Source organism: Streptacidiphilus neutrinimicus, assembly GCF_000787815.1.
GTDB lineage: Bacteria > Actinomycetota > Actinomycetes > Streptomycetales > Streptomycetaceae > Streptacidiphilus > Streptacidiphilus neutrinimicus.
The window spans coordinates 1,703-13,044 of the sequence record NZ_BBPO01000128.1 but is presented as its reverse complement, the minus strand read 5'-3'; the positions used below and the strand labels follow the sequence as shown (position 1 = coordinate 13,044).

General features: G+C 69.6%; 9 protein-coding genes and 5 pseudogenes. 10 read left to right on the top strand and 4 right to left on the bottom strand.

Going from position 1 to position 11,342, the window contains the following annotated elements:
- Positions 1-248 precede the first annotated feature (248 nt).
- The 6 genes and pseudogenes from TR48_RS36775 to TR48_RS44025 all read left to right on the top strand — a co-directional run bounded on the left by TR48_RS36775 (position 249) and on the right by TR48_RS44025 (position 5,773).
- Positions 249-827, top strand: coding sequence for a TerD family protein (locus TR48_RS36775; RefSeq protein WP_268873623.1), 579 nt, complete (start codon positions 249-251; stop codon positions 825-827).
- 356 nt (positions 828-1,183) lie between these two features.
- The gene (locus TR48_RS36770) at positions 1,184-1,900 is read left to right on the top strand and encodes a flavodoxin family protein (RefSeq protein WP_152628389.1); all 717 of its coding nucleotides are present in this window, start codon (positions 1,184-1,186) and stop codon (positions 1,898-1,900) included.
- Positions 1,901-2,605: 705 nt separating this feature from the next.
- Positions 2,606-4,205, top strand: a pseudogene (istA, locus tag TR48_RS46935) (IS21 family transposase).
- Positions 4,202-4,966, top strand: coding sequence for an IS21-like element helper ATPase IstB (gene istB / locus TR48_RS36760; protein WP_042374983.1), 765 nt, complete (start codon positions 4,202-4,204; stop codon positions 4,964-4,966). The pseudogene istA and the gene istB overlap by 4 nt, the downstream one beginning before the upstream one ends.
- A 38-nt stretch (positions 4,967-5,004) precedes the next feature.
- Positions 5,005-5,379, top strand: coding sequence for a hypothetical protein (locus TR48_RS36755; protein WP_042374982.1), 375 nt, complete (start codon positions 5,005-5,007; stop codon positions 5,377-5,379).
- On the top strand, positions 5,273-5,773 hold the full coding sequence (locus TR48_RS44025) for an MmyB family transcriptional regulator (protein WP_161789980.1): 501 nt from the start codon (positions 5,273-5,275) through the stop codon (positions 5,771-5,773). The genes TR48_RS36755 and TR48_RS44025 overlap by 107 nt, the downstream gene beginning before the upstream one ends.
- Before the next feature lie 174 nt (positions 5,774-5,947).
- On the opposite strand, the gene TR48_RS36745 is transcribed toward TR48_RS44025, so the two are convergent.
- A complete protein-coding gene (locus TR48_RS36745; protein WP_042374981.1) occupies positions 5,948-6,634 on the bottom strand; it encodes a TetR/AcrR family transcriptional regulator in 687 nt (228 codons plus the stop codon).
- 110 nt (positions 6,635-6,744) lie between these two features.
- Between TR48_RS36745 and TR48_RS36740 the strand changes: the two genes are divergently transcribed.
- Positions 6,745-7,893, top strand: a complete 1,149-nt coding sequence (locus TR48_RS36740) for an FAD-dependent oxidoreductase (protein ID WP_042374980.1) — start codon at positions 6,745-6,747, stop codon at positions 7,891-7,893.
- A 128-nt stretch (positions 7,894-8,021) separates the two neighbouring features.
- Here the strand turns inward: TR48_RS36740 and TR48_RS46740 are convergent.
- Positions 8,022-8,771, bottom strand: a pseudogene (locus tag TR48_RS46740) (carboxylesterase family protein); the annotation flags it as partial.
- On the bottom strand, positions 8,741-9,352 hold the full coding sequence (locus TR48_RS46115; RefSeq protein WP_084730063.1) for an MBL fold metallo-hydrolase: 612 nt from the start codon (positions 9,350-9,352) through the stop codon (positions 8,741-8,743). The pseudogene TR48_RS46740 and the gene TR48_RS46115, both read right to left, overlap by 31 nt.
- A gap of 157 nt (positions 9,353-9,509) precedes the next feature.
- Between TR48_RS46115 and TR48_RS46110 the strand changes: the two are divergent.
- The 3 genes and pseudogenes from TR48_RS46110 to TR48_RS46100 form a co-directional block, all read left to right on the top strand.
- A pseudogene (locus tag TR48_RS46110) lies at positions 9,510-9,974 on the top strand (helix-turn-helix transcriptional regulator); the annotation flags it as partial.
- Between the two features lie 73 nt (positions 9,975-10,047).
- A pseudogene (locus TR48_RS46105) lies at positions 10,048-10,215 on the top strand (MmyB family transcriptional regulator); the annotation flags it as partial.
- A 286-nt stretch (positions 10,216-10,501) separates the two neighbouring features.
- Complete coding sequence (locus TR48_RS46100; RefSeq protein WP_042374975.1) at positions 10,502-10,930, top strand: organic hydroperoxide resistance protein; 429 nt, start codon at positions 10,502-10,504, stop codon at positions 10,928-10,930.
- Positions 10,931-10,959: 29 nt separating this feature from the next.
- Here the strand turns inward: TR48_RS46100 and TR48_RS41325 are convergent.
- Positions 10,960-11,130 (bottom strand): annotated as a pseudogene (locus TR48_RS41325) (IS5/IS1182 family transposase); the annotation flags it as partial.
- Positions 11,131-11,342: the final 212 nt, after the last annotated feature.

The following is an 11,342-nucleotide window of genomic DNA, read 5'->3' as shown; positions in this document are numbered from 1 at the left end:
CAGAAGTCGTGGACAAGTTGCCCCGTACGAGCGAACCGCCGTCGGTGCTTGCGGAAGGCGTCGCCGCGCGACGCATATCCCCCATGACCGCTGTCGAGACCGGAAGGGCTCCAACCTGGCCGAGACCGCCCGAGCCGAGCCGCTGACCTGCGATGACCGCCGCCGGGGCCGCCTACCCATGGCTTGCACCGCAATGATCAAGCGCGCTATGAAGGGATCAACAGGCCGTTAAAAGACCATACTTGAGCATGCGGAGATTCCCGCACTCGCCTGATTCGGGGAGGCAGCGTTCGATGAGCAGTGTCCACAAGGAACTCACGAAGGTCGAAGTAAAGCTCCGTTGGGACCCTGCACCCTGCGGCGAGCCTCCCCACCACCTGGACATCATCGCCGCGACCTACTCGGTGAATGCCTCCCACGGTCGGCCGGTGTACGTCGTTCACTACGACAGTCGGTCACCAGACGGCACCATCAACATGCACCGGCACAGCAAGACCGGCCAAGGGCTCGGCTTCGACGAGGTGATGGTCCTGGAGCTCGACCGCCTGGCCCCCTCGTACGCGCGAGTGGTCGTGGGGGTGGCCATCCATCAAGCTGACGGCCCTCTCGTCTTCCGTGACATCCCCAATACCGGCGTGGTGATCGTTGAGAAGTCCCGGGAGTTGCTGGCGGACGATTTCACCACAGTCGCTGGATCCACCGCCGCGACAGTGGCGGAGTTCACCCGGGACGATTCCGGCGGGTGGGAGCTGCACGAGATGATCCGGGGGTTCGACAGCAATCCCGTGGCATTCGCGGCGGAGATGGGCGGCATCCGGCAGCCCTGACCCCCGACCACCAGCCCGTGCTTGCTCCCGGCACTCTCCGCGCCGTGCGCCCCGGGATAGCACCAGAGCTCACATACAGTCGCACTGGGACCGGCCGTCCCAGCAATGAGCGCCGAGGTCGACGCCTGCTTCGCGGCGAAGATCGGGCCGACACCGCCCCGATGGCCGCCCCTCCCATCCTCCCTGCGGGAGAGATGCAGACTGACCCGAGCACCCCGCATCGGCCTCCGGGAGGCGGGCTAAGCAGTTCGGGCTAAGAGCCGCCGTGTCACCGCGGCTCCGCCAGCACGGTGGACGCCGACCTGATGGAGTAGGCGGGAGATTGTGCTCATCCACTGCCAGGGAAAGGCCTGCCCGTGACGGTCCCTGCCACCTCCTACGCCGATCTGCGCGCACTGGTCGTCAACTGCACGCTCAAGCGCTCCCCGGAACGCAGCCACACCCAGGGGCTGATCGATCTGAGCCGCACCACCATGGAACGGCAAGGTGTCCAGGTGGAGGTACTGCGGGCGGTGGACCTCGACATCGCCACCGGGGTGTGGCCGGACATGACCGAGCACGGGTGGGAGTCCGACGCGTGGCCCGGCGTCTACGAGAAGGTGATGGCCGCCGACATCCTCACCCTGGCCGGACCGGTGTGGCTCGGTGACAACTCCTCGGTGATGAAGCAGGTCATCGAGCGGCTGTACGCGTGCTCCAGCCTGCTGAACGAGCACGGCCAGTACGCCTACTACGGCCGCGTGGGTGGTTGCCTGATCACCGGCAACGAGGACGGTGCGAAGCACTGCGCGATGAACGTCCTCTACAGCCTGCAGCACCTCGGCTACACCATCCCGCCGCAGGCGGACGCGGGCTGGGTCGGCGAGGCCGGCCCCGGCCCCTCCTACCTCGACGAGGGCTCGGGCGGTCCGCAGAACGACTTCACCAACCGCAACACGACCTTCATGACCTGGAACCAGCTCCACCTCGCGCGCATCCTCAAGGACGCCGGCGGCATCCCCGCTCACGGGAACCAGCGTTCCGAGTGGGACGCTGGCTGCCGATTCGATTCCGACAACCCCGAACACCGCTGATCCGCACGGATCTGAGACGCGCGCCTATGCGAGCGGCGCGAGGCGCCGGTGGGCGGTTCCGCCCACCGGTGCCTCCCGCACGCCGTCAGGTGGCGGCGATGCCTTGGCTGCCGGCGCCGCCCGGAAAGTTCACGGCGCCGAACTGAGTCAGGGTGCCGTCGCGGTTGACAGCAAACTCGTCGATGATGCCGTTGACTCCGGTCTGGACGTAGAGAAAGCGCCCGTTGGGCGAGGCCGCGGCGAAGATGGTGTCCGGGTCGGCACTGGTGTGGCCCAGGGCGGTGAGGTGGCGGCCGCGGTCGGAAGCGCGGAAGCCGCTGACGCTGTTGCTGCTGGCGTTGGAGGTATAGAGGAGGTCGCCGATGGCGACCCAAGTCCTAACCTGGAACCCGCTGGCAGCCGCCCTGTTGGTCGGCCCCTGTCGACGGTCGGCGTTTTCCCCAGCTTCGAGTGGCCGGTGTCGGCGTAATTCCCCACCCTCGTGGTCGCCGGTCTCCAGGGGGATGCCGGTCGTCGGCCGAGGCTCGTCTACTCCCTGTTCGAGTGTTTTGACCTGGTAGTAATCGTTCCATCCGAATCATCCGCGTTCCCCTGCGGCATGTCCGTGCCGGGTTGAGGACCGTAGCCGTCTCGGAGTCTCGCGGTCCCTCGACCGACGGGCCGAGAGGTCGGCGGACACGCTGGATGGCAAGGAGAACGTTCACGGTGGTCGACATCGTCGAGATCTACGTCCACGGTATGCGGGCCGGTCGAAGAACCAGCTGGCCGCATCGCTGGGAGTGGACCGCAAGACGATCAGGAAGTACCTGGCGCCGGCGACGGCCGCCGGAATCACCCCAGGCGGGCCACCGATGAGCGAGGCGGACTGGGCCAAGCTGATCAAGGTCTGGTTCCCCGATCTCGCCGACCGGAAGCTGCGGCAGGTCACGTGGGCGGAGATCGACCCGCACCGCGACTACATCAAGACCCTGCTGGAGACGACGACCGTCACCACGATCCACCAACGCCTGCGGGACGACAGAAGTTGAAGGTCTCGTTGACCGCGTTCCGCCGCTGGGTGCACGAGAACCTGCCGGAGATGGCGGCCAGATCGAGGGTGACCGTGCTGCGGGATGCGGTGGATCCGGGCTCGGAGGCCCAGATCGACTACGGCTTCCTGGGGCAGTGGATCAACCCGGCCACGGGCAAGCGCCACCGGATCTGGGCATTCGTGATGGTCCTGCCCAGCTCACGGCACATGTTCGTCCGGCCCGTGGTCCACATGGACCAGCACGCCTGGACCGAGGCCCACGTCGAAGCGTTCCGCTTCTTCGGCGTCCCGCGCCGACTGGTGCCGGACAACCTGCGCACGGCGGTGGACCGGCCCGACCTCTACGACCCCCAGATCAACAAGTCGTATGCAGAACTCGCCTTCTACTACGGGGCATTGGCTGATCCGGCTCGCGCGTCGCATCCGAAGGACAAGCCGCGGGGCGAGCGACCGATGCCCTATGTCCGCGACTCGTTCTGGAGCGGCCGCCAGTTCACCTCGATCGAGCACATGCAGGCCGAGGCGATCGTCTGGGCACGAGAGGTGGCCGGACAGAGGCATTGCCGGCCGCTGAACGGGGCGTCACCGGCGGCGGTGTTCGCCGCGGTCGAGGCCGAGGCCCTGCTGCCGCTGCCGGACAAGCCATTCGTGCTGGCCCGCTGGTCGAAGGCCCAGGTCGGCCCGGACATCCACATCAAGGTCGGCCGCACCCTCTACTCAGTGCCCTGGAAGTTGATCGGCCGCAAGGCCGACGTCCGATCCACCGCGACCATGGTCCAGGTCTTCCACGAAGGCCAACTCGTCAAGACCCACGCCGCCATTGAACAGGGCAAACGCACCGACCCGGGCGACTACCCGCCCGAGAAGATCGCCTTCCAGATGAAGACGCCGATCTGATGCCGCGGCCAGGCCTCCGAAGTCGGCGACGCCTGCCGCGAGGTCATCGACCTGCTGCTGGAGGTCAACGCTCTCTACCGGCTCCGGGCCGCCCAGGGGATCCTCGGCCCGCGGAAGAAGTACGGCGACCAGCGCCTGGAAGCCGCCTGCAGCAAGGCCCTGACCGTCGGGGACCCTTCCTACCGCACCATCAAGGGCATCCTGATCGCCGGCACCGAGACAGACCCCGAACCGGAGACCGGCGACGCCGGGGCGTCCGCGTTCCTCCACGGCCCCGAGGGCCTGTTCGCCGCCGCCATCCCCTCCCAGACCACGGACGAACACCTCCGCGACCCCGGTCACGACGGCGCCGACGACGCGACGGAGGCCACCCGATGAGCGTGCTGGACACCGCCTTGCGCGAGTCGCTCCGAGTGCTTCGACTGTCGGGGATGCTCGAGACCCTGGACGCCCGCCTGGCCCAGGCCCACGGCGGCGAGCTCGGGCACCTGGACTTCCTCCAGGTCCTCTGCCAGGACGAGATCACCCGCCGCGAGACCGTCGCCTTCCAACGACGCCTCCAGCGAGCCAAGTTCGAGCAGCAAGTCACGCTGGAGGAGTTCGACTTCACCGCCTCACCGAAGCTGCCCGCGGCCCAGATCCGCGACCTCGCCGCCCTGCGCTGGCTCCACGCCGGCGAGTCGGTGATCTTGTTCGGACCGGTCGGCGTCGGCAAGACACATGTCGCCCAGGCCCTCGGGCACCTCGCCGTCCGGCAGGGCGCCCACGTCCGGTTCGCCAAGACCAGCCGGATCCTGGCCGAGCTCGCTGGCGGCCACGCGGACCGGACCTGGGACAAGCGCATGCGGGAGCTGATCCGCCCCGACGTCCTGATCCTCGACGACTTCGCCATGCGCCAACTGACCGCGGCCCAGGCCGACGACCTCTACGAACTCGTCTCAGAGCGTCAGGGACGCTCGCTGATCATCACCAGCAACCGGGCTCCCAGCGACTGGTATCCCCTCTTCCCCAACCCCGTCGTCGCCGAGTCGCTCCTGGACCGGCTGATCAACACCAGCCACCAGGTCATCATGAACGGACCCAGCTACCGTCCGAACAAGCGCCCCAAGAACCCCAGCGAGAAGCCCTCAAGCAGCTGACCGGCCTGCTCGCGGCCGCCCATGAGAGGCTCTCGTCCGTGGTTGAGTCCTGGATCTTCGACGACGGCACGGCGGCCGAGCCCGCCGAGACGGCACTGCAGCGGCTGCGGGAACGCATCGCGGCTGGGCGGCTGGAAAGCTGGCTGACCAGCTCGACAGGGAGATCGCTGGGGGTCATCAGCAACACCGAGCGGGCGATGGTCCTTCTACTCGACGGTGACGATGACCCCGGCGAACACGCCGTCGACCCCGGAGCCACAGGCCGAGACGGCGGCTACATCCTGGCGAACGGGCAGCACGACGAGTATCCCAACTACGACACGATCCATCTGGCACAGGCGCTACGGATCGTTTCGCACATCCTTACGACCGGCACCCCACCCGCAGACGCACCCTGGGCAGTCGACCGCTGAGCTGACGCCCAGAGGGTGGGGAATTACGCCGACAGGCCCCCTGGGGAAAATCGCCGTCGTTCACAGCCCCGGCGGCCTGGACGCTCCCGACCCGTCTCCGAACCTGGCCCGTAGCCGCTTCCTGGAGCCCGGCACGGCCTACTCGGACGGCCACGAGGAGTCCGGCACCTACGCTGTCGCCCGGTTGCGCGCCGTCGCCGCCCGGTACCCCCACGACCCTGGCCTCGCCACCCTGCTTGCCGAACTTCATTCCGGCAGCGCAGAGTTCGCAGAGATCTGGGCGACCAATCCGGTGCGGGCCCCTGGGCACCGCACGAAGTCCATGGAGCACCCCGAGTTCGGGCGGCTGTCCGTCAACTGCGACGTGGTCGCCCTCGCTGAGGACAACCAGTAAATCGTCTTCATCAGCGGTGACTCTGGCTCGCCGACCTAACGCGCACTCCACAGCCTGACCCGGAGTCAATGAAGGACGTCCGGCGGGTCCAGCCCGAACGGCAACGCCTCAGCGCCGGACGAGCGCCCTGGACCAGGCCGCGTGGGAGAGGCCGGGCGATGCTCATGCGGCATGCTATGCCAAGGACTTGATACCGGCGAGGAAGATGTCCACGCCGACGAGGAACTGCTCGCGGTCGTCGTGCTCGCGCAGTTGCGTCGCGGCGGCGTGGACGATCGGGTATCTGGCGGGGTCCAGCTGCGCCCACTGACCGGCGGCGTGGTCGAGGAAGGCCGCCCGGCCGGGGCCGCCCCCGGCGCGGCGGCGGGCGTGCGCGGCGTTCTGTCCGGCCACGCCCAGCACGTAGTTCACCAGGGCGCCGGCCGCGTCGAACCGCACCTGCTCGGGGACGCCGAGGGCGTCCAGCAGCCTGCCGACGTTCTCGTAGAAGTCCAGCAGCGCGGGCCGCCACGGCTCCCGGGGCAGCTGGGCGCCCACCCAGGGGTGGGCGTCGATCGCGTCGAACAGGCCCAGCGCGAGAGCACGCAGGGCCTCACGGGGGTCCTGGCCCTCGACGACGGGGGCCAGCAGCCGGGCGATGACGTCGTCGGTGGCCGCCGCGAGAACGTCGCCCTTGTCCGCGACATGGTGGTAGATCGCCCCGTAGCCGGTGTTAAGACGTGCCGTGAGCGCGCGCAGCGTGAGCGCGGACTCGCCGCCGCCGTCCAGAAGTTCGGTGGCCGCCTGGACGATGACCTCCCTGGAGAGGCTGTCCGTCCGCCGCCGGCTTCGCGTCGTGGTCGGTGCCGCTTTTTTCACCATGCTTCGAGTGTCCCATGGATGGATCGCCGATCCAAACCCGTGCTAGCGTTTTGGATCGGCGATCCAAAACGAGGGTCGACGACAGCCCGGCACGCCTGTGGAGGCACACCATGACGACACCGGTCACGATCATCGGAGCAGGACTGGGCGGCCTCACCCTGGCCCGCGTGCTGCACACGCACAGCATCGAGGCGACGGTCTACGAGTCGGACCCCTCCCCGGACTCCCGCCGCCAGGGCGGCCTGCTCGACATCCACCCCTGGAACGGCCAACAGGCGCTGGAGGCGGCCGGACTGACCGAGGGCTTCCGCAGGCTCGTCCTGCCGGGCCGCGAGTCCTACCGGATCACGGACCGGGCCGGAACCGTGCTGCTCAACCTCCCCGACAAGGGCACGGGCGAGCGCCCCGAGGTGCCGCGCGGCGAACTGCGACAACTGCTCCTGGACTCCCTTCCCCCCGACACCGTCCGCTGGGGGCGCAAGGTCACGCGCGTGACCTCGGTCAACGGCGGCCGCCACGAGGTCGGCTTCGCCGACGGCGCCACGCTCGTCACGCACCTGCTCGTCGGCGCGGACGGCGCCTGGTCGCGGGTACGCCCGCTGCTGTCCGCGGCCACGCCCGAGTACGTGGGCACCTGCAGCGTGGAGACTTTCCTGTTCGACGCCGACACCCGGCACCCGGCTAGCGCGGCGGCGGTCGGCGGGGGATCACTGTTCGCCCTCTCCCCGGGCAAGGGCCTGCTGGCCCACCGCGAGCGCGCCGGAACCCTGCACACCTACGCGCAGTTGCGCAAGCCACAGGACTGGCTCACCGACCTCGAACCCACCGACACCGCCACCCTGGCCGCACGGCTCGCCGAGGAGTTCGACGGCTGGGCACCGGAACTCACCGCCCTGGTCACCGCGAGTGACACCCCGCCGGTTCCGCGCCGCATCTTCACCCTGCCGGCCGGGCACCGCTGGGAGCGGGTACCGGGCGTGACCTTGGTCGGCGACGCCGCCCACCTCCGGGCACCGAACGGCGAGGGGGCGAATCTGGCCATGCAGGACGGCGCAGAACTCGGCCTTGCCCTCGCCACCCACCCAGACGACGTGGAGGCCGCGCTCGTGCGGCACGAACGGGGCATGTTCGCTCGCGCCGCCGCCGTCGAGGCGGACGAGGACATGTACGCGCTCATGATCGACGACCAGGCTCCCCACAGCACGCTCGCTCTGATGACCCGGGGCATCGAAGCACCGTCGGCCGCTCCCCGAGCGTGAACCCTTGCCCGTCCCGGCACCCGGACTGGAGTGTGGCCAAGCTTCGCAGCAGGCATCCCCCGGTGCAGGCCGTGCCGAACGCGGCCCGCTCAGGGCGCAGAGTCCGACACGGTGCGGCGGGGCGGTGTTCAGGCCAGCCCGGGTCTCAGTCCCGCACGAACCCCATCCACGCCTGCACGCGGGACACCTGATCCGGATGGGGACGTTCGGTACCCAGCAGAGCCTGTCGACCGTTCAGCGCGGGCAGGTCGGTCGTGCCGAACACCCAGGGGGGTCGACGCAGTGGCAGGCTCCGAGCCTGCCGTCGAACGCATTGGAGCGCCAAGCGAACTCGTAGGCGAAGGTGCTGGCCTGTCCTGGCGTGGGCGTCGGCAAGGCGGTGGGTGGCATCGACGAGCAGGGCGTCGGATGCGGCTCGGGTGGGCTCGTGCGCCTCGCCAACGGGGCCGAGCCGGCCTGTCGGCACCAGGTAGATGTTCGGCTCTTCCGTCGTGTTGCCGACGAGTAGATCCGCGGGCTGTGCAATGCCTGCGGCCACTGCCTCGACCGGTTGCCGCGGCAGGGTTCTCCGGGTCCAGGACCAACGCGAAAGCTGTGGGCATCGACGGGGGTCGGCCGAGGAATCCGAAGTCGGTCGCAGCGATGTGGCGGGCTGCGTCGACCAGGCGCTCGTCCGAGACCTCGGACAAATGCCTCGCGTCGGCCTTCACGTCCACGAAGGCGGTTTCCGCCTCGGTGACGCGTGCGGCCGTATCGGGTGCGATCGCGTTGTCGGCGTTGCCGCTGGCGCTGATGGCGCGGGTGAACAGCCCCCTCGCCGACGGCGACGCGAGGAGAGCGGAGACGATCATCGCTCCGGCGGACTGGCCCGCGACGGTGACGCGCCCGGGGGTCGCCGCCGAAGGCGGGGGTCTCGTCGCGTATCCAGCGCAGCGCCGCGATGACGTCCGGCAGGCCGCAGTTGGTCGGCGCTCCGGGCACGGCGAGCCAGCATTCCACCGGCGTGGTCGGCGTGCAGGTGGGTGTTGACCACCAGATCGACGTCCGGTGGGGCGACGCCTGCGCGTGCGAGGCGGTCGAGATAGGCGTGGTGAGGTCGGCGAAGAGCGGCAGCCCCGGGAGGTCCTTGCCGTTGCCGGCACCGGTGTCCACGAGGCGTGCGAGGCCGTCGACGCGCAGCAGCCAGCTGTGGACGCTCAGCGCCCGGCGGTCGGTCGCCGGGTCCAAGGCCCCGACGGATGTCAGAAGGCTGCGGTGGCGTTCCCAATCTGCACGATCGGTGTCGGGCAGCAGCCAACCGGCCTGGTCGACCTCGCCGCCCCAGTCGACGACCGGCGTGATCGTCGCGTCGCCCCAGTGGATCGCTGCGGATTCGTGTGTGGAGTCCATTCCCGCAGTGAATCCGCGCCCGGCGTTGGTCCGGTAGGCGGAAGCCTGACCCTGTCAGGGGCAGGCACATCCACTCAACGGCGCTAGATCCTGAACGGCATGACCGCCACACCCCACGGCACCTCGGCGCTGGGCGAGTTCCTTGCCAGCCGGCGAGCCCAGCTGCCCCGGCCGCCCTCGGCCTGCCGGACTACGGTGACCAGCGCCGGGTCCCGGGGCTGCGCCGCGTGGAAGTGGCCCAGCTGGCCGGGGTCAGCGTCGCCTACTACACCCGACTGGAGCGCGGAGTCTCCCTCAACGCCTCACCGCAGGTCCTGGACGCGCTGGCCACCGCCCTCCAGTTGGACGAGGCCGAGCGGCAGCACCTGCACCGTCTGTCCGGTGACGGACGGCAGCAGCGGACACGTCGCCGACGTCGGCCTGCCGAGCAGGTCACAGAGCCGATGCGGGCGTTGATGGACGTCTTCGGGGACGCGCCGACGATCCTGCTCGGCAGGCACTCCGACGTCCTGGCCTGGAACCGCGGTGGTCACGCGCTGTTCGCCGGCCACCTGGACCCCGACGGCCCGAACCGGGCGGGCGAGCGCCCGAACACGGCGAAGCTGCTCTTCCTGGACGCCCACACCCGCGAGCTGTACGGCGCGGACTGGCCAAGGAAGGCCAGAGACGTCGTGGGCAAGCTGAGGGCCACGGTCGGCCAGAACCCCGACGAAACGGCACTGGCCTCGCTGATCGGCGAACTGTCCGCAGGCAGAGTTCGCCGCCCTGTGGGGCGAACACCGGGTCCGGGCCTGGGATCTGGCCGAATACCGGATGCACCATCCCATGGTCGGGGCGATGGACGTGCTCCAGCATTCGCTCCCGGTCCCACGGGCGGTGGGCATCCGGCTCGTGGTGGTCACCGCCGTGCCCGGCTCGGACGCGCAGACGGCGCTACGGCTCCTGGCCCATGCCTCCTCGCCCACCGGCCCTGGTTCCCCCACCGTGCGGCGATGCCCGCCGACCGGGGCAGGTAGCCGACCCGGTGCACTGCACCACCCGCCTACCCGGGCCGCCGCCGCCCCGAGCGCCGCGCCGCGCCGCGATCAGGCATACCCCCGAGCCGCGAGCCGACCCGCCCGACAGTCGCGCCGTCCCGGCCTCCACCGGCGTGGGCCGGAATCGACCGGCCCACCGCACCACACGGCACCACACCCATGTGACGAAGGAGAAAGACACCTTGTCCACCACGACGCTCTACACCACCGAAGCCTTCTCGACCGGCGACCGCCGCAACGGCCACGTCCGCACCCCCGACAGCGTCCTGGACGCCGACCTGACGGTCCCCAAGGAGATGGGTGGCCCCGGCGGCGAGAAGACCAACCCCGAGCAACTGTTCGCCGCCGGCTACGCGGCCTGCCTCCACAACGGCCTGCGCATGATCGCCACCGGGCAGAAGACCCTCGTCACCGGCTCCACGGTCACCGCCGAGGTCGGTTTGCTCGCGATCGAGGACGGCCGCTTCACCCTGGCCGTCGCACTCACCGCGCACCTGCCCGGCCTGGACCAATCGGTCGCGGACCAGCTCATGCAGGCCACTCACCGTGTCTGCCCCTACTCCAACTCCACCCGCGGCAACATCGACATCTCGCTCACGGCCACCGTGTAAGAGCGTCCGCCAGTAGGCGTAGAGCTGGGCTATCGGATACGGGGACTGCGCGGGCGGGTGTCCCACCGGCGTGTGTACCAGGCTCGTCGGATCAGGCTACGGACGGTGATGACGGCTGTGGCCAGAGCAAGGAAGAACTCGGCGGATGCGCGTCGCCGCTCGGTGTTGCGGCGAAGCTTGCCGAAGTTGTTCATCCACGTCCGGGCCGTGATCACCCGCGAGTAGCCGGACACGAGCACCAGAACGGGCGGGCGGGCGGCCTGCCCGTAGCCCAGCGGGATGTCGACCGCCGGGAACCACAGATCGCACTGGGCCAGCTCCCCGGGCCGGTAGGTGGTCCGCGAGACCGGGTTCGACGGGCAGGTAGGTGGGTCAGAGCTCGCAAACCCGGTCCTTGAGCACGGTCATGCCG